At 72.9% G+C, this 17605-nt stretch carries 18 protein-coding genes, 1 tRNA gene and 1 riboswitch; of the genes, 10 read left to right on the top strand and 9 right to left on the bottom strand.

The window, feature by feature from the left end:
- Positions 1-22 precede the first annotated feature (22 nt).
- Positions 23-145: riboswitch (cobalamin riboswitch) on the top strand.
- 146 nt (positions 146-291) lie between these two features.
- The 3 genes from IE170_RS16730 (at position 292) to IE170_RS16740 (ending at position 4835) form a co-directional block, all read left to right on the top strand.
- Positions 292-2694, top strand: coding sequence for a ribonucleoside-diphosphate reductase subunit alpha (locus IE170_RS16730; RefSeq protein ID WP_189810197.1), 2403 nt, complete (start codon positions 292-294; stop codon positions 2692-2694).
- A gap of 58 nt (positions 2695-2752) precedes the next feature.
- Complete coding sequence (locus IE170_RS16735; RefSeq protein ID WP_189810198.1) at positions 2753-3760, top strand: ribonucleotide-diphosphate reductase subunit beta; 1008 nt, start codon at positions 2753-2755, stop codon at positions 3758-3760.
- Positions 3761-3863: 103 nt separating this feature from the next.
- The gene (locus tag IE170_RS16740) at positions 3864-4835 is read left to right on the top strand and encodes a helix-turn-helix domain-containing protein (RefSeq protein ID WP_189810199.1); all 972 of its coding nucleotides are present in this window, start codon (positions 3864-3866) and stop codon (positions 4833-4835) included.
- A gap of 41 nt (positions 4836-4876) precedes the next feature.
- Here the strand turns inward: IE170_RS16740 and def are convergent, their stop codons facing one another.
- The 6 genes from def to IE170_RS16770 all read right to left on the bottom strand — a co-directional run bounded on the left by def (position 4877) and on the right by IE170_RS16770 (position 9557).
- Complete coding sequence (gene def / locus IE170_RS16745) at positions 4877-5512, bottom strand: peptide deformylase (protein ID WP_189810200.1); 636 nt, start codon at positions 5510-5512, stop codon at positions 4877-4879.
- A 67-nt stretch (positions 5513-5579) separates the two neighbouring features.
- Positions 5580-6569, bottom strand: a complete 990-nt coding sequence (locus IE170_RS16750; protein ID WP_125541252.1) for a tetratricopeptide repeat protein — start codon at positions 6567-6569, stop codon at positions 5580-5582.
- A gap of 256 nt (positions 6570-6825) precedes the next feature.
- Complete coding sequence (rsrA, locus tag IE170_RS16755; protein ID WP_125541251.1) at positions 6826-7128, bottom strand: mycothiol system anti-sigma-R factor; 303 nt, start codon at positions 7126-7128, stop codon at positions 6826-6828.
- Positions 7125-7769: a sigma-70 family RNA polymerase sigma factor gene (locus IE170_RS16760; RefSeq protein ID WP_174250349.1), complete on the bottom strand. Its 645-nt coding sequence runs from the start codon at positions 7767-7769 to the stop codon at positions 7125-7127. The genes rsrA and IE170_RS16760 overlap by 4 nt, the downstream gene beginning before the upstream one ends.
- A 265-nt stretch (positions 7770-8034) precedes the next feature.
- Positions 8035-8712, bottom strand: a complete 678-nt coding sequence (locus IE170_RS16765) for an alpha/beta hydrolase family protein (protein ID WP_189810201.1) — start codon at positions 8710-8712, stop codon at positions 8035-8037.
- Positions 8713-8738: 26 nt separating this feature from the next.
- Positions 8739-9557, bottom strand: coding sequence for an SOS response-associated peptidase (locus tag IE170_RS16770; RefSeq protein ID WP_189810202.1), 819 nt, complete (start codon positions 9555-9557; stop codon positions 8739-8741).
- 53 nt (positions 9558-9610) lie between these two features.
- Between IE170_RS16770 and IE170_RS16775 the strand changes: the two genes are divergently transcribed.
- The 4 genes from IE170_RS16775 (at position 9611) to IE170_RS16790 (ending at position 13183) form a co-directional block, all read left to right on the top strand.
- Positions 9611-10324 carry a M50 family metallopeptidase gene (locus tag IE170_RS16775; protein WP_189810203.1) on the top strand — a complete coding sequence of 238 codons (714 nt, stop codon included), beginning with the start codon at positions 9611-9613 and terminating at the stop codon, positions 10322-10324.
- A 65-nt stretch (positions 10325-10389) separates the two neighbouring features.
- A complete protein-coding gene (gene aroA, locus IE170_RS16780; RefSeq protein WP_189810204.1) occupies positions 10390-11727 on the top strand; it encodes a 3-phosphoshikimate 1-carboxyvinyltransferase in 1338 nt (445 codons plus the stop codon).
- A 9-nt stretch (positions 11728-11736) separates the two neighbouring features.
- A complete protein-coding gene (rsgA, locus tag IE170_RS16785) occupies positions 11737-12747 on the top strand; it encodes a ribosome small subunit-dependent GTPase A (RefSeq protein ID WP_189810205.1) in 1011 nt (336 codons plus the stop codon).
- A 112-nt stretch (positions 12748-12859) separates the two neighbouring features.
- Entirely contained in the window at positions 12860-13183 is a 324-nt protein-coding gene (locus IE170_RS16790; protein WP_125541244.1) for a DMT family transporter, read from the top strand.
- Here IE170_RS16790 and IE170_RS16795 read toward each other — a convergent pair.
- The gene (locus tag IE170_RS16795) at positions 13149-13724 is read right to left on the bottom strand and encodes a TetR/AcrR family transcriptional regulator (RefSeq protein ID WP_189810206.1); all 576 of its coding nucleotides are present in this window, start codon (positions 13722-13724) and stop codon (positions 13149-13151) included. The genes IE170_RS16790 and IE170_RS16795 overlap by 35 nt on opposite strands.
- 127 nt (positions 13725-13851) lie before the next feature.
- Between IE170_RS16795 and hisN the strand changes: the two genes are divergently transcribed.
- Together hisN and IE170_RS16805 are read left to right on the top strand one after the other, a co-directional pair.
- Positions 13852-14658 (top strand): histidinol-phosphatase, encoded by an 807-nt coding sequence (hisN, locus tag IE170_RS16800; RefSeq protein WP_189810207.1) that lies wholly within the window; start codon positions 13852-13854, stop codon positions 14656-14658.
- Between the two features lie 153 nt (positions 14659-14811).
- The gene (locus IE170_RS16805; RefSeq protein WP_189810331.1) at positions 14812-15210 is read left to right on the top strand and encodes a CBS domain-containing protein; all 399 of its coding nucleotides are present in this window, start codon (positions 14812-14814) and stop codon (positions 15208-15210) included.
- Between the two features lie 104 nt (positions 15211-15314).
- Here IE170_RS16805 and IE170_RS16810 read toward each other — a convergent pair whose 3' ends face one another.
- Entirely contained in the window at positions 15315-16784 is a 1470-nt protein-coding gene (locus tag IE170_RS16810) for a catalase (protein WP_189810208.1), read from the bottom strand.
- 134 nt (positions 16785-16918) lie between these two features.
- Between IE170_RS16810 and IE170_RS16815 the strand changes: the two genes are divergently transcribed.
- Positions 16919-17335, top strand: coding sequence for a Fur family transcriptional regulator (locus tag IE170_RS16815; RefSeq protein WP_114054078.1), 417 nt, complete (start codon positions 16919-16921; stop codon positions 17333-17335).
- Positions 17336-17530: 195 nt separating this feature from the next.
- Here the strand turns inward: IE170_RS16815 and IE170_RS16820 are convergent.
- Positions 17531-17604: transfer RNA gene (locus IE170_RS16820), tRNA-Met, on the bottom strand.
- Position 17605 lies beyond the last annotated feature (1 nt).

A 17605-nucleotide genomic window follows, 5' to 3' on the forward strand; every position in this document is an offset into this window, starting at 1 on the left:
ACGGAGAGCGCCCACCACATGTATGCTCATCCTCGCTGTCGCCGCAGGGGAATCCGGTGGGAATCCGGAACTGTCCCGCAACGGTATGAAGTACACCCATCGGTGTCACCGAAGTCCGACGACCTGTCGACAGTGCGCCCGGCTCGACCGAACCGGGTGCCGACCACGTCCGGGCCTCGCGGTAGGGCCTGCGGACGACGCGCGGTGCTGCCCTGCCGGGCCCTGCCCGCGCGCGCCCGCTCGCGCCCGCACCGCCGGTGTCCCGGAGCCGAGCGAGGGAGAGCTCCCCCCGTGACCATCGCGCCTTCCGCACCGCGCGCCGAGTCCGACCCGTCCGACCACGGAGCTGAGGCCGGGGGCCCCGGGGCCGCGCTGCTGCGCACCCTCACCGAGCTGACCGCCGACCTTCCCGACACCGACCCGGGCCGCGTCGCCGCCGCCGCGCTCCGCGGCCGCAGCGCCGCCGCCGACGAGGCCGAGCTGCGCGGGCTGGCCACCGAGGCCGCCGCCGGCCTGATCTCGGAGGACCCGGCGTACTCCCGGCTCGCCGCCCGGCTGCTGACGATCGCCGTCGCCGAGGAGGCCGCGAGCCAGGGCTCGACCTCCTTCTCCGCCTCCGTCGAGGTCGGCCACCGCGAGGGCCTGATCGCCGACCGCACCGCCGAGTTCGTCCGCCTGCACGCGAGCCGCCTCGACGCGCTCGTCGAGCACACCCTCGCCGAGGGCGCCGACGACCGCTTCGGCTTCTTCGGCCTGCGCACCCTGCACAGCCGCTACCTGCTGCGCCACCCGATCACCCGCCAGGTCATCGAGACCCCGCAGCACTTCATGCTGCGCGTCGCCTGCGGCCTCGCCGCCGACGACAGCGCCGCCGCCGTCGAGGAAGTCGCCTCCCTCTACCGGCTGATGAGCCGCCTGGACTACCTGCCGTCCTCCCCCACGCTCTTCAACTCCGGCACCCGGCACCCGCAGATGTCCTCCTGCTACCTGCTGGACTCGCCGCTGGACGAGCTCGACTCGATCTACGACCGCTACCACCAGGTGGCCCGCCTGTCGAAGCACGCCGGCGGCATCGGCCTGTCGTACTCGCGCATCCGCGCCCGCGGCTCCCTGATCCGCGGCACCAACGGCCACTCCAACGGCATCGTCCCGTTCCTGAAGACCCTCGACGCCTCCGTCGCCGCCGTGAACCAGGGCGGCCGCCGCAAGGGCGCCGCCGCCGTCTACCTGGAGACCTGGCACGCGGACATCGAGGAGTTCCTGGAGCTGCGCGACAACACCGGCGAGGACGCCCGCCGCACGCACAACCTGAACCTCGCGCACTGGATCCCCGACGAGTTCATGCGCCGCGTGAACGCCGACGGCGACTGGTCGCTGTTCTCCCCGTCCGACGTCCCCGAGCTCGTCGACCTGTACGGCGAGGACTTCGACGCCGCGTACACCAAGGCCGAGCAGGCGGGCCTGGCCAAGAAGACCCTCCCGGCCCGCGAGCTGTACGGCCGCATGATGCGCACCCTCGCCCAGACCGGCCAGGGCTGGATGACGTTCAAGGACGCCTCCAACCGGACCGCGAACCAGACCGCGCTGCCCGGCACCGTCGTCCACTCCTCCAACCTGTGCACCGAGATCATCGAGGTCACCAACGACGGCGAGACCGCCGTCTGCAACCTCGGCTCGGTCAACCTCGGCGCGTTCGTGCTCGCCGAGACGGGCGGGATGGACTGGGAGCGCCTGGACGAGACCGTCCGCACGGCGGTGACCTTCCTCGACCGCGTCGTGGACATCAACTTCTACCCCACCGAGCAGGCCGGCCGCTCCAACGCCAAGTGGCGTCCGGTGGGCCTGGGCGCGATGGGCCTGCAGGACGTCTTCTTCAAGCTGCGCATGCCCTTCGACTCCGCCGAGGCGAAGGCCCTGTCCACGAAGATCGCCGAGCGCATCATGCTCGCGGCGTACGAGGCCTCCGCCGACCTCGCCGAGAAGCACGGCCCCGTCCCGGCGTGGGCGGAGACCCGTACGGCGCAGGGCGTGCTGCACCCCGACCACTACGACACCGAGCGGGCCTGGCCGGAGCGCTGGGAGGCGCTGCGCACCCGGATCGCCGAGACCGGCATGCGCAACTCCCTGCTGCTGGCCATCGCGCCGACGGCGACGATCGCCTCGATCGCGGGCGTGTACGAGTGCATCGAGCCGCAGGTGTCGAACCTGTTCAAGCGCGAGACGCTGTCGGGTGAGTTCCTCCAGGTCAACGCCTACCTGGTGGAGGACCTGAAGAAGCTCGGCGTGTGGGACGCGCAGACCCGCGAGGCGCTGCGGGACTCGTCCGGCTCGGTGCAGGGCTTCACCTGGATCCCGGCCGACGTCCGCGAGCTGTACCGGACGGCGTGGGAGATCCCGCAGCGCGGCCTGATCGACATGGCGGCGGCGCGGACCCCGTACCTGGACCAGTCGCAGTCGCTGAACCTGTTCATGGAGACGCCGACCATCGGCAAGCTGTCGTCGATGTACGCGTACGCCTGGAAGCAGGGCCTGAAGACGACCTACTACCTGCGGTCGCGTCCGGCGACGAAGATCGCCCGGGCCGCGTCGGGCACCGCCGTCCCGGCCGCCGCGACCCCGCTGCCGCAGGCCGTGGACGCCGAGGCGCTGGCCTGCTCGCTGGAGAACCCCGAGTCCTGCGAAGCCTGCCAGTAAGCCCCTCCCGCCACCCGACCACCACTTCTGGAGGACGGCGCCGCGCGCGCCGACTGCTATGACCGACAAGAACCTGCTCGACCCCGGCTTCGAGCTGACGCTGCGCCCGATGCGCTACCCGGACTTCTACGAGCGCTACCGGGACGCGATCAAGAACACGTGGACGGTGGAGGAGGTCGACCTCCACTCGGACGTCGCCGACCTGGCGAAGCTGACGCCCGCCGAGCAGCACATGATCGGCCGGCTGGTCGCGTTCTTCGCGACGGGCGACTCGATCGTGGCGAACAACCTGGTCCTGACGCTGTACAAGCACATCAACTCCCCGGAGGCGCGCCTGTACCTGTCGCGCCAGCTGTTCGAGGAGGCCGTGCACGTCCAGTTCTACCTGACGCTGCTGGACACCTACCTGCCCGATCCGGAGGAGCGGGCGGCGGCGTTCGCCGCAGTGGAGAACATCCCCTCCATCCGCGACAAGGCTCAGTTCTGCTTCAAGTGGATGGACTCGGTCGAGAAGATCGACCGGCTGGAGACGCAGGCCGACCGCCGCCGCTTCCTGCTGAACCTGATCTGCTTCGCCGCCTGCATCGAGGGCCTGTTCTTCTACGGCGCGTTCGCGTACGTGTACTGGTTCCGCTCCCGCGGCCTGCTGCACGGCCTGGCGACCGGCACGAACTGGGTCTTCCGCGACGAGACCATGCACATGAACTTCGCGTTCGAGGTCGTGGACACGGTCCGCAAGGAGGAGCCGGAGCTCTTCGACGACGAACTGCGGGCGCAGGTGACGGCCATGCTGGAGGAGGCCGTCGAGGCGGAGCTCCAGTTCGGCCGCGACCTGTGCGGCGACGGCCTGCCCGGCATGAACACCGAGTCGATGCGCGAGTACCTGGAGTGCGTCGCCGACCAGCGCCTGGTGCGCCTCGGCTTCCCGCCGGTGTACGGCTCGCAGAACCCGTTCTCCTTCATGGAGCTCCAGGGCGTGCAGGAGCTGACGAACTTCTTCGAGCGCCGCCCGTCGGCGTACCAGGTCGCGGTCGAGGGCACCGTCGACCTGGACGAGGACTTCTAGCCGGCTGCGGCCCCCGCGGCCGCTCCCGCACCACCACCGGATCGGCCGGCGGCTGCCTCGCGCAGCGGCCGGCCGATCGGCGTTCGGCGGGCACACTGTGGTCATGCTGAAGAACGTGGCGGTGGCGCTGATGCCCGGGGTGGCCCCCTTCGAGCTGGGCATCTTCTGCGAGGTGTTCGGCATCGACCGCAGCGCGGAGGGGCTGCCGGCGTTCGACTTCGCCGTCTGCGCGGTGGGCGGCCGCCGCACGCCCGCCGGCGACGGGCACTTCGACGTGGTCGCCCCGCACGGAGTGGAGCGCCTGGAGGAGGCGGACCTGGTCTGCGTCCCCGCCGACCGCGGCGCCGCCGCGCGCACCTACCCGGAGCCGCTGCTGGCGGCCCTGCGCGGGGCCGTGGACCGCGGGGCGCGGGTTCTCAGCGTGTGCAGCGGCGCCTTCGTGCTGGGCGCGGCCGGGCTGCTCGACGGCCGGCGCTGCACGACGCACTGGATGCACGCCGAGACCCTGGCGCGGCGCTTCCCGCGGGCCGTCGTCGACCCCGACGTGCTGTACGTGGACGAGGGCCCGGTGGTCACCGCCGCGGGGACGGCTTCGGGGATCGACGCCTGCCTGCACCTGCTGCGGCAGGAGCACGGCGCGGAGGCGGCGGGGGTGGTGGCCCGGCGGATGGTGGTGCCGCCGCACCGGGACGGCGGCCAGGCCCAGTACATCCGCCGCCCGCTGCCCCGTGCGTCCGGCGACGCGGTCGGCGGGGTGATCGCGTGGATGGGCGGCAACCTGGCCGAGGAGATCACCGTCGAGCAGCTCGCGGAGCGGGCCCGGATGTCCCCGCGGACGTTCGCCCGCCGCTTCCTGCAGGAGACGGGCACGACCCCCTACCAGTGGGTGCTGCGGCAGCGCGTGCTGCTGGCGCAGGAGCTGCTGGAGGCCACGGACGACACGGTGGACGCCATCGCGGGCCGCTGCGGCTTCGGCAGCGCGGCGGCGCTGCGCCACCACTTCCTGCGGACCCTCGGCACGACGCCGAACGCCTTCCGCCGCACCTTCCGCGGCCCGGGCGGCGCGGCGGCCTGAGACCTGAGGCCGGGGCCGGCCGCCGCGCCGCCGCGGGTGCGTCAGTCGTTCGGGACGGTCTCGTAGCGCGGGGTGCCCTCGGCCATCTGCCGCAGGGCGTCCTTGCGGTCGCGCTTGGAGAGGCGGTCGATGTACAGGTAGCCGTACAGGTGGTCCGTCTCGTGCTGGAGGCAGCGCGCGAAGTAGCCGGTGCCCCGCACCTTGATCGGGTTGCCCTGGGCGTCCTGCCCGGTGACCTCGGCGTAGTCCGGGCGGGCCAGGGAGGCGTACGCGGTCGGGACGGAGAGGCAGCCCTCGTTGGAGTCGTCGAGGACGCGGGAGCCGGCCGGCAGCTCGACGAGCTTCGGGTTGACGACGACGCCGGTGTGGCGGACGCCCTCGTCGTCCGGGCAGTCGTAGACGAAGACCTTGGCGTCCACGCCGATCTGGTTCGCGGCGAGGCCGACGCCCTCGGCGGCCTTCTGGCTGGCGAACATGTCGTCGATCAGCTCGGCCAGTTCGTCGCCGAACTCGGTGACGTCCTTGCACTCGCGGTGCAGCACCGGGTTGCCGACCACCGTGATGGGACGGGCGGTGCCGCGCTCGCGGTGGGCGAGCTCGCGCGCCTCACAGTCCTCGGTGTCCACGACGTAACCGTCGTCGTCCACCGCGATGACCTCGTTCTCCTGCTGCGCCATGTCCGCCGTAAGCCTTCCGTGGGTCGACCCGTTCACCGATTGTGCCGGTACAGCCTACGGTGCCCGGTCAGCAGACTTCTTCGAGATCCCGCCAAGCGCGGGTGTCGGGGCTGTCCGCGACCCAGCCGTCGAGGAGCCCCTGCACCAGGCCGGCGGGCGCCGCGATGCCGCACTCCCGCTCCGGCACCCACAGGGAGCCCGATCCCGCCGTGCGGTGCCCGAGCGGCCCGGGGTGGCCCGGCTCGCTGTGGTCGTGCGGGTCGAGGTGCTCGCCGTCGCCCTCGCCGCTCGGCATCGCGCTCTCGGAGCAGGTACGGCACAGCAGCCGTACGGAGGAGGACCAGTCCTCGGCGGCGAACCCCGCGTCGGACGCGAGCTGTTCGAGCGCGTCCCGGTCGGACTCGGCGGCCGCCTCCAGCAGCACGACCCAGGTCGGCACCGGCGAGGGCGCCCACAGCTCGATCTCGTCGAACACGGGGTAGGAGGGGCCCGCTGCGGTGATCCGCTCGCCGTTCGGCACGCCGTCGTGGAGGACGACCTCGCCCCAGCGCCGCCCCGAGGAGGGCAGCGGGATCGAGAGGACCTCGATGCGGGCCGGGTCGAGCCTGCGGCCCCACACGACCTCGGCCTCGCCCTCGGGGGAGAGCCGCACGGCCGCGCTGCCGAGCTCCATGCCGACCGGTTCGCCGCCCTTGCCGTGCGGGTCGCCGGGCACCTTCAGCCCGTACGCCTGCCAGGCCCGCCGGGCCAGCGGCCAGTCCTGGAGGGCGGTCGCCGCGATGCCGACGTTCCACCAGTCCGGGGCGCCGGCCTCGCGGTCGAGGAGGGCTACCGCCCGCAGGCCCGCGGCGCGCGCCTGCTCCCAGTCGTGCCGGAACTTGTGCAGCAGCGCCAGGTTGAACCACGACTCGGACAGCCAGGGCTCCAGGTCGGCGGCTCTGGTCAGCAGCGCACCCGCGTCCTCGTACCGACCGTCGCCGATCAGTGTGAACGCTCGGTCGGTGGCCTGCCGCCACGAGGCGGAGGGCCTGTGCCGTACCTTCCCGAAGATCCTCACGATTCCCGCCTGCCGGTCCCACGGTGAGCCTTGCGGACACCCTCACGGACGCTCCTACTCGCATCCAACCATGCCCACTCGGACGGCCGCTCATTACCCATGGGTTACCCCGGTGGGAGGGGGGTGACTCCGTCACGTCCGGCCCGGGAAAACGGCTCGGCCCCCTGATGCGGGGGCCGATGTGCGGCGCCTCTCCGTACGCACGCCCACGGATTGGCACCTTCGGGTGAACGGGGGCGGCGGGGCCGCCCCGCGGTCAGCCGGCGGCGGGATCGGCGGTCACGTCGTGCTCGGGCACCGCCTGCCCGGAGCGGATCAGCTCGATCCGCCCCATCACCTTGGCCCGCAGGTCGCTCGGCACGTCGTCCGAGCCGCAGCACCGCTTCACCAGCTTCTTCACGGCCTTCTCCAGGCCGTACTTCTCCAGACAGGGATTGCACTCGCCGAAATGCGTCTCGAACTTCGTGCAGTCGCTGTCGGGCATCTCGTGGTCCAGGAACTCGTACAGGTGGTCCAGGACCTCCGAGCACTCCGTCTCGTGCGGCTCTCCGCAGCTCATGAGCCCGAGCCTTTCAGGTCGTTCGACTCTCCCGCGCCGGCGGGGACCAGCCCGCGCTCGCGGGCGTAGTCCTCCAGCATTCCGCGGAGTTGACGGCGGCCACGGTGCAGCCGGGACATGACCGTACCGATGGGTGTACCCATGATGTCCGCGATCTCCTTGTACGCAAAGCCCTCCACGTCGGCAAGGTAGACCGCGATGCGGAACTCCTCCGGAATGGCCTGGAGCGCCTCCTTCACGTCCGAATCGGGCAGGTGGTCGAGTGCCTGGGACTCGGCCGACCTCAGGCCCGTGGACATGTGCGACTCGGCGCGCGCCAGCTGCCAGTCCTCGATCTCCTCCGCCGCGCTGCGCTGCGGCTCGCGCTGCTTCTTGCGGTAGGAGTTGATGAAGGTGTTGGTCAGAATGCGGTAGAGCCACGCCTTCAGGTTGGTGCCCTCACGGAACTGGTGGAAGGACGCGTACGCCTTCGCGTACGTCTCCTGGACCAGGTCCTCGGCGTCGGCCGGATTGCGCGTCATGCGCAGCGCGGCCGAGTACATCTGGTCGAGGTAGCCGAGGGCGTCCCGCTCGAAGCGCGCGTTGCGCTCGGCGGCCGTCTCCTCCGCCTGGCCTCCGTCGGTCCCAGCGACAGGACCCACCTCCTCCGACTGCGTGGCGACTCCGAGTGCGGACCCGCTCGAATCGGAGAATAGTCGACCATCCCGGCCCTCCGCCGCCCGGAGCGGGCCGCGCCTGGGCCCGGGCAGGACCGTCCATTCGAGCCCTTCGGCCTGCGGACGGCTCTGGCTGATGACCTGGGTCATGCGCTTGCTCTCCTCCGACGCGGTCCCCTGCGTTCCGACATCCGGACAACGCCGGGGCAGGGCCGCGCATTCCCCTCCCGGGCGGGCTCTGCCGAATCCGTCAGGTCGCTGCCGGGGCGGCGCCGGGGACCAGCCGGTCCAGCCAGTCGGCGACGCCCTCGGTGATCGCCTCCAGGGCCTCCTCCTGGGTGCGGGACCCCTTCTTCGGCACCGCGAAGCCGTGGTCGCCCCCGGCCGCCTCCAGGAGCTCGTACGCCGGCGAGCCGGGCGGCGGGAACTCCTCGGGGCGCCCGAACGGGTCCCGGCCGCCCTGGACGACCAGGACCGGCAGCCCCGCCCCGGTCAGCTCCGCGGCCCGGGACCGCTCGGGGCGGCCCGGCGGGTGCAGCGGGAACGCCAGCGCCAGCACCCCGGCCGCGCCGAGGGCGGCCCCGGTGCGGCAGGCCACCCGGGCGCCCGCGCTGCGCCCGCCGGCCACGACCGGCAGGCCGGGCTCGGCCAGCACCGGCCACAGGCCCCGCCAGCCCTCGTCGAGGACCTTGGGCGCGGCCGCGACCTTCCGGCCCGCGACCCGCCAGGGCTGCTCGACCAGGGCGACGGTGATGCCGCGGCCGGGCAGGGCCGCGGCGAGCGCCTGGAGGTCGCGGGCCTCGATGCCGCCGCCCGCGCCGTGGCCGAGCGCCAGGACGAGCCGGGCTCCGCCGGCGGCGGGGTACCAGGTGATGCGGGCCTCGCCCGCGGGGGTCTCGACGCTCCTTGTGCGCGTGCGCGTGGTCATGGCCCCATCCTGCCGCCCGTGCCGCCCTAGAAGAGCGTCGCCTCTTCCGGCGCGTCCAGTTCGGCCAGGAGCTCGGGGCCGTTGTTGCGGACGCTGCTGACCGCTGTGGAGACCGGGTAGGCGCGCATCAGTCCGCCGGGCGGGGGTGCGAGGAGCTCGCGGAGGGCGCCGTCCGCATCGGTGTTCGCCGGGTCGAGCCAGGCGTCCCACCGGTCGGGGGTGAGCGCGAGCGGCATCCGCGGGTGGATCTCGGAGAGCGAGCGGGGCCCGTCGCCGGGGGCCGCGGCCAGCGGGGCGGTCTCGGCCTCGGTGGTGACCACCGAGCAGGTGGCCCACCAGGCGCCGGGCCGGCCGGCGGGCACGGCCGGGTCCCGCCAGAACTCGTATATGCCGGCCATGGCGAGGACGGAGCCGTCGGCGGGCAGGACGAAGTAGGGCTGTTTGCGCGAGCGCTTCCCGAGGCCCTCGACCTCCAGGCGGCGCTCGTCGTGCCCGGTGGCCCACTCGTAGTACCCGTCGGCGGGGACGATGCAGCGGCGCTGGGCGAAGGGGCGGCGGAAGGACGGCTTCTCGGCGAGGGTCTCCGCCCGGGCGTTGATCATCCGGGCGGCGCCCTCGGCGTTCTTGGCCCAGGAGGGCACGAGCCCCCACTTCACGACGCGCAGCTGGCGAACCGGACGCGGGCTCGCGGCGTCCTTCAGGGGGCGGTCGAGGACGATGCGGACCTGCTTGGTGGGTGCCACGTTCCAGTCGGGTGCCAGGGCCTCCTCGGGCTCCCAGCGCTCGACGCCGAAGAGCTCCGCCAGCTCCTCGGGGCTGCGACTCGCTGCATACCGTCCGCACATGGCTGCCACACTGCCATGTCACCCGACCACCACCGCAAGGAGCCCGCCACCCCATGGACAGCAGCACGACCGCCGGCCTGTGGGACCGGCTCACCGGATTTCAGGAGGCACCGGCCACGTGGCTGGTGATCGCGACGGGCCTGGCCGCACTGGCGCTGGTCGCACCCGGGCCCGTGTGGCGGGTGTCCCGCAACGCGGTCACCATCGCGCACGAGGGCGGCCACGGGCTGCTGGCCCTGCTGACGGGCCGCCGCCTGGACGGGATACGCCTGCACTCGGACACCAGCGGGGTCACCGTCAGCCGCGGCAAGCCCACCGGCCTCGGCATGATCCTGACGGCGGCCGCCGGCTACACGGCGCCGTCCCTGCTGGGGCTCGGCGGGGCGGCGCTGCTGTCCGCGCACCGCATCACGCTGCTGCTGTGGGCGGCGACGGCCCTGCTGCTGGCGATGCTGGTGATGATCCGCAATGCGTACGGGGCGCTGACGATGGTGCTGACCGGCGGAACGTTCGTCCTGGTGTCCTGGCTGGCGCCGGCGCAGGTGCAGGCGGCGTTCGCCTATGCGGCCGTGTGGTTCCTTCTGCTGGGCGGGGTCCGGCCGGTCTTCGAGCTGGGCGCCAAGCGCCGGCACGGCGGGGCCCCCGATTCGGACGCGGACCAGCTGGGGCGCCTGACGCACACCCCTGCGGTGCTGTGGCTGTTCCTCTTCCACGCCGTGGCGCTGTGCTCGCTCATCGGCGGCGGGCGCTGGCTTCTCAACCTCTGAGACCCCGCCCCGGGCCGCGGCTCGAACACGATCGGGCCCCTCGGGGAGCCACTAAAGTGGTGGCCATGACCGCCACCCCCGCGCTTCCCGCCCTCTGGCCTGCCCCGCACGCAGACGGGACCGTCCACGCCACCGTCACCGTGCCCGGGTCGAAGTCGGTCACCAACCGCGCCCTGGTGCTGGCCGCGCTCGCGGCCGAGCCCGGCTGGGTGCGCCGTCCGCTGCGCTCGCGCGACTCGCAGCTGATGGCGGACGCGCTGCGCGCCATGGGCGTCGGCATCGAGGAGACCGCCTCCTCCAGCTCCGGCGACGCCGCCGGCGGCGAGGCCTGGCGGGTCATCCCCGCGGCGCTGCACGGCCCGGCCTCCGTGGACGTCGGCAACGCGGGCACGGTGATGCGGTTCCTGCCGCCCGTCGCGACGCTCGCCTCCGGCGACATCCGCTTCGACGGCGACCCGCGCTCCTACGAGCGCCCCCTCGGCCAGGTCATCGACGCCCTGCGCGGCCTGGGCGCCCGTATCGACGACGGCGGCCGCGGCGCGCTGCCCATGACCGTCCACGGCGGCGGCGCCCTGGAGGGCGGCCCGATCGAGCTGGACGCGAGCAACTCCTCGCAGTTCGTCTCCGCGCTGCTGCTGTCCGCGCCCCGCTTCAACCAGGGCGTGGAGGTGCGGCACACCGGCGCGACCCTGCCCTCGATGCCGCACATCCGGATGACGGTGGAGATGCTGCGGGCGGCGGGTGCCCAGGTCGACACCCCGGAGGCGGGTGGCGAGAAGAACGTGTGGCGGGTCTCGCCGGGCGCGCTGCTCGGCCGCGACCTCGTGGTGGAGCCGGACCTGTCGAACGCCCAGCCGTTCCTGGCCGCGGCCCTGATCACCGGCGGCACGGTGACCATCCCGGACTGGCCGCGCCGCACCACCCAGCCCGGTGACGAGCTGCGCCGCATCTTCACCGAGATGGGCGGTTCCTGCGAGGTGACCGACGCGGGCCTGGTCTTCACCGGCAGCGGCAAGATCCACGGCATCGACGTGGACCTCGGCGAGGTCGGCGAGCTGACCCCGGGCATCGCGGCCGTCGCGGCGCTGGCGGACTCGCCGTCGACGCTGCGCGGGGTCGCGCACCTGCGGCTGCACGAAACGGACCGGCTGGCCGCGCTGACCGCCGAGATCAACGGCCTCGGCGGTGACGTCACCGAGACCGCCGACGGCCTGCACATCCGCCCGCGGCCGCTGCACGGCGGGGTGTTCCGCACCTACGACGACCACCGCATGGCCACCGCGGGCGCGGTGATCGGCCTGGCCGTCGAGGGCGTGCAGATCGAGAACGTGGCGACGACCGCGAAGACCCTGCCCGACTTCCCCAGGATGTGGGCGGACATGCTCGCAGGAGCGGGAGCGTAGGGCCCGGTCATGCGCAGGTACGGCAAGCACACCGACGAGGACGACATCCGGGCGAGGCCCAACCCGAAGGGCAACCGGCCCCGGACCAGCAAGCGGCCCAAGCACGAGGACGCGGCCGAGGGCTTCGTCCTCACCGTCGACCGCGGCCGGCTGACCTGCCTGGTGGAGGACCGCACGATCGTCGCGATGAAGGCCCGCGAGCTCGGCCGCAAGGCGGCCGTCGTCGGCGACCGGGTGTGGCTGGTCGGCGACCTGTCCGGCCGGAAGGACACCCTCGCCCGGATCGTGCGGATCGAGGAGCGCAAGTCCGTGCTGCGGCGCACCGCGGACGACGACGACCCGTACGAGCGGGTGGTCGTCGCCAACGCCGACCAGCTGGCGATCGTCACGGCGCTCGCGGACCCCGAGCCGCGGCCGCGGATGATCGACCGCTGCCTGGTGGCCGCGTACGACGCCGGGCTGGAGCCGCTGCTGGTGCTGACCAAGTCGGATCTGACCTCCCCGGACAAGATCCTGGAGGTGTACGCCTCGTTCGGCCTGGCGTACGTGGTGACCAACCGCGAGGAGCTGGCCGCCGGCGAGGCCGCCGAGCGGGTGCGCGAGCGGCTGGCAGGCCGGATCACCGCCTTCGTGGGCCACTCGGGCGTCGGCAAGACGACGCTGGTGAACTCGCTGGTCGGCGCGGGCCGCCAGCGCGCCACGGGCCACGTCAACGCGGTGACGGGCCGCGGCCGGCACACCACCACCTCGGCGCTGGCGCTCCCGCTGCCGTCGGGCGACGGCTGGGTCATCGACACCCCGGGCGTGCGCTCGTTCGGCCTGCACCACGTGGACCCGTCGCGGGTGATCCTCGCCTTCCCCGACCTGGTGCCCGGCACCGAGGACTGCCCGCGGGCGTGCAGCCACGACGAGCAGGACTGCGCGCTGGACGCGTGGGTGGAGGAGGGGCACGCCGATCCGGCGCGCCTGGATTCGCTGCGCCGGCTGCTGCGCACCCGCGAGCGCCGCGAAGGGGACTGATCGTCCGGCGGGGTTCGGCGGGATCCGGCGGGGTTTGCCGCGGCCGCCGTCCGGTGAATGCATAAGCGCACCGAGTGACGCGATGTCACCTTGAGGCGGGGAGGCATTCGCCATGGCGTGGCTGCTGGTCGTCGTCGCCGGACTGCTGGAGACCGGTTTCGCGGTCTGCCTGAAGCTGTCGCACGGGTTCACCCGGCTGTGGCCGACGATCGCCTTCGCCGCCTTCGCGCTCGGCAGCTTCGGCCTCCTGACGATGGCCCTGAAGAAGCTGGACGTGGGCCCGGCGTACGCGGTGTGGACGGGCATCGGGGCGGCGGGCACGGCCGTCTACGGCATGGTCTTCCTCGGCGACCTGGTCTCCACCCTCAAGATCGTCTCGATTTCGCTGGTCATCCTCGGCGTCATCGGCCTCCAGCTGTCCGGCTCGGCTCACTGAGCAGCCGCAGCAGCCCGAGCAGCTCCCCGAGCCCGCTCTCGCGCGCGGGCGCCACCACGAACGACAGGGCGAGGCGCACGGCGAGCTCGCACCGGTGCGCGGCGTCCGGCGCGGCGAGCACCTCGGCGGCCCGGTCGCGCACCGCGCCGGCCAGCTCCCCCGGCCCGGGCGCGGGCACCCCCGGGCGGGCCCCGCGGCCGGGCGGGGCCGGGAGGTTGCCGTCCCAGTGCCCGGTCAGCAGGGCGCGTACGAGGGGCCGGGCGGCGGCGGCCCGCACGGTCCACTCGGCGAGGGAGGCCAGGCGGTCGCCGCTGCCGGCGGCGGGGGCGCGCAGGACCCGGTCGACGCCGTCGAGGTACCAGTCGGCCTCGCGGCGCACGAGGGCGCGGCCGAGGCCGGCCTTGCCCCCGAACTCGTTGTAGAGGGTCTGCCGCGACACCCCCGCGGCGGCGGCCACGTCGACCATCCGCACCGACGGCCACGGGCGCGCCGAGAGCGCCGCTCCCGCCGCCTCCAGCAAGGACTCCCGGGCTGCCGGCATCTGTGCCCCCTCCCCGCTCGACTCACCGCCAGAGTTGACGGGCCGACAGATCCTGTCAAGGGCGCCCCGGCGCCCGCACCGCGGACGCCGCTCGCCGGGCCCCGGCGGTCCCGATAGGGTGCCGGTCATGCCCTCCTATGACGATGACCTGCGCCTCGCCCTCGAACTCGCCGACGCCGCGGACGCCGTGACCATGCAGCGGTTCCGGGCCCTGGACCTGCAGGTCGAGACGAAGCCGGACATGACCCCGGTGAGCGAGGCGGACCGGGCGGCGGAGGAGGCGGTCCGGGCGGGCATCGAGGCCGCGCGGCCCGGGGACGCGATCCTGGGCGAGGAGTACGGGCTGAAGGGCAGCGGCCCGCGCCGCTGGGTGGTCGACCCGATCGACGGGACGAAGAACTACGTGCGCGGCGTACCGGTGTGGGCGACGCTCGTCTCGCTGATGGAGGAGGGCGCCGACGGGCAGTTCCGGCCCGTCGTCGGCGTGGTCTCGGCGCCCGCCCTGGGCCGGCGCTGGTGGGCGGCCGAGGGCTCGGGGGCGTACGCCGGCGGGGCGCTCGGCGGCGAGCCGCAGCGGATCGGGGTCTCGCGGGTGGGCAGCCTGGGGGACGCGTCGTTCGCGTACTCCTCGCTGAGCGGCTGGGAGGAGCAGGGCCGGCTGGAGGGGTTCCTGGAGCTGACCCGGCAGTGCTGGCGCACCCGCGGCTACGGCGACTTCTGGCCGTACATGATGGTCGCGGAGGGGTCGCTGGACCTGTGCGCGGAGCCGGAGCTCAACCTGTGGGACATGGCGGCGATCGCGGCCGTGGTGCAGGAGGCGGGCGGCCGGTTCACCGGCCTGGACGGAGTGGACGGCGTGCACGGCGGCAACGCGGCGGCGTCGAACGGGCTGCTGCACGACGAGATGCTCGGATACCTGCGCCCCCGAGCCTGACGGCGTACGCGGGCAGTACAGCCCGAGAACCGGGTGCACGCCCTCTTGTTGGCCCCTTGCGCGCGTGGGAATCTGAAACTCCTCCCCTTGTGCGCTTGTGAATGACTTCTCGAAGTGCGGGTGGAGGACTTCATCCAGGAGGTGGCCCTCTTCATGCTCGTCCGTGACGCCATGAGCACCGTGATCCTCACCCTCGGCCCCGCCCACACCCTCCGGCAGGCGGCCTGCCTGATGTCCGGCCGCCGGGTCGGCGCGGCCGTCGTCCTCGACCCCGAGCACAGCGGCATCGGCATCCTGACCGAACGGGACGTCCTCAACTCCATCGGCGCGGGGCACGACCCCGACCGGGAGTCGGTGGGTGCGCACACCACGAACAACGTCGTGTTCTGCACCCCGCAGGCGACACTCCGGGAAGCCGCCGAGGCGATGGTCCACGGCGGCTTCCGACACCTGATCGTGCTGGAGGACGGCGGCCCGGTGGGCATCGTGTCCGTCCGCGACATCGTCCGCTGCTGGGCGCCGGCGCGGCGCGGCGCAGCCGTACCGGCCTAGCCGGCGCGGGGCCCGGCGCGGGAACGACAGAACGGCAGAACGGCGACGGGCCGGCGAGCCCCCGAGGGGGCTGCCGGCCCGTCGCACGCCACGGCAGCGGCGCGTCAGCCGCGCAGGGCCTGGACCGCGGCGTCCAGCCGCTTGCCGAAGTCGCCGTCCGCCTGGCGGAAGTTGCCGATCGCCCGCTCGACGATGTCGTCGCGGGAGACCTTGGCGATGAAGCCGGCGAGGTTCTCCACGAGGCGGCCCTTCTCGTCCTCGGACATGAGGCGGTAGAGGGCGCCGGCCTGGACGAAGTCGTTGTCCTCGGCGTGCACCGGGGCGGCGTGGTTGCCGGTGGCGCCGGCGACCGGGACCGGCTGCCACAGCGGGCGGTCGATCTGGTGCGGGCCGCCGAAGCTGTTCGGCTCGTAGTTCTTCGCGCCGCCGTGGCGGCCGTCGTAGAGGAGGCCGTCGCGGGAGTTGGTGCGCGCCACGGTCGCGTGCGGGCGGTTCACCGGCAGGTGGTCGGCGTTGATGCCGACGCGGTAGCGGTGGGCGTCGCCGTAGGCGAAGAGTCGGCCCTGGAGCATCTTGTCGGGGGACGGGCCGATGCCGGGCACGAAGTGCGCCGGGGAGAAGATCGCCTGCTCGACCTCGGCGAAGATGTTCTCCGGGTTGCGGTTGAGCTCCAGCTTGCCGATCTCGATCGGCGGGTAGTCCCCGTGCGGCCACACCTTGGTGAGGTCGAACGGGTTGAAGCGGTACGTCGCCGCGTCGGCCGCGGGCATGATCTGCACCTGCACGGTCCAGGTCGGGAAGTCGCCGCGCTCGATGGCCTGGCGCAGGTCGCGCTGGTGGCTGTCGGGGTCCTCGCCGGCGAGCTTGTCGGCCTCGGCCTGGGTGAGGTTCTTGATGCCCTGGTCGGTCTTGAAGTGGTACTTGACCCAGAAGACCTCGCCGGCCTCGTTGTTCCACTGGTAGGTGTGCGAGCCGAAGCCGTCCATGTGGCGGTAGGAGGCGGGGATGCCCCGGTCTCCGAACAGCCAGGTGACCTGGTGGGTGGACTCGGGCGACAGGCTCCAGAAGTCCCAGACGTTGTCGGCCTCGGTGGAGCCGGTGTACGGGTCGCGCTTCTGGGTGTGGATGAAGTCCGGGAACTTGATGGCGTCCTTGATGAAGAACACCGGGGTGTTGTTGCCGACGAGGTCGTAGTTGCCCTCTTCGGTGTAGAACTTCAGCGCCCAGCCGCGCGGGTCGCGGACGGCGTCGGCGGCGCCGAGGTTGCCGGCGACGGTGGAGAAGCGCAGGAACGTTTCGGTCTGCTTGCCGACCTCGGAGAGGAACTTCGCCCGGGTCCACTGCGTGACGTCGCGGGTGACGGTGAAGGTGCCGTACGCGCCGGCGCCGCGGGCGTGGACGACGCGCTCCGGTATGCGCTCGCGGTTGAAGTGGGCGAGCTTCTCCAGCAGCAGCTGGTCCTGGACCAGGACCGGCCCGCCGAGGCCCGCGGTCTCGCTGTTCTGGTTGTCGGCGACCGGAGCCCCGGCCTCCGTGGTGAGCGGTCCCTGCGTCACGTGCGCCTCCTGCGTCATCGCGCCATGTCCTGTCCCTGGTGCGTTCGTCTTACACACGATCCTACGATGGACTTTATCCAAGTCAAGCGAGGATCCAACTCCGCACGGGATCGGGACTTACACCCGGTCCCCTCACTGTTAGGCTGGTGTGCATGAGTGACCTGCTGGAACGACTTCGCGCACGCGGATGGCGCATGACCGCACAGCGGCGCGTGGTGGCGGAGGTGCTCGACGGCGACCACGTCCACCTCACGGCCGACGAGGTGCACGCCCGCGCCGTGGACAAGCTGCCCGAGATCTCCCGCGCGACCGTCTACAACACCCTCGGCGAGCTCGTGACCCTCGGCGAGGTCCTGGAGGTGTCCACGGACCGCCGGGCCAAGCGGTACGACCCCAACGCCCACCGGCCCCACCAGCACCTGGTGTGCGCGCAGTGCGGGGCGATCCGGGACGTGCACCCCTCGGGCAACCCGCTGGCCGACCTGCCGGACGCGGAGCGCTTCGGCTTCACGGTGTCGGCGGTCGAGGTGACCTACCGCGGCCTCTGCCCGGACTGCGCGGGCGTGTAGCCGCACGGCCGCGGGCGTACGGCGCGGATGCAGTACGAGGAGGGCCGGAAGAGGCGGGCAGCCGCCTTCCGGCCCTCCGGCATGTGCACGGCGGGCAACTCGCGTACGGCGGGCCGCCAAGGGCTTGCGGTTGCGATGCGCCCGCCCGCGGGAACGCCGAAGGCCCGGATCCTGAGGATCCGGGCCTTCGTCTAGTAGCGGGGACAGGATTTGAACCTGCGACCTCTGGGTTATGAGCCCAGCGAGCTACCGAGCTGCTCCACCCCGCGT

The organism is Streptomyces toxytricini (assembly GCF_014649915.1).
In the GTDB taxonomy this organism is placed as follows: Bacteria; Actinomycetota; Actinomycetes; order Streptomycetales; family Streptomycetaceae; genus Streptomyces; species Streptomyces toxytricini.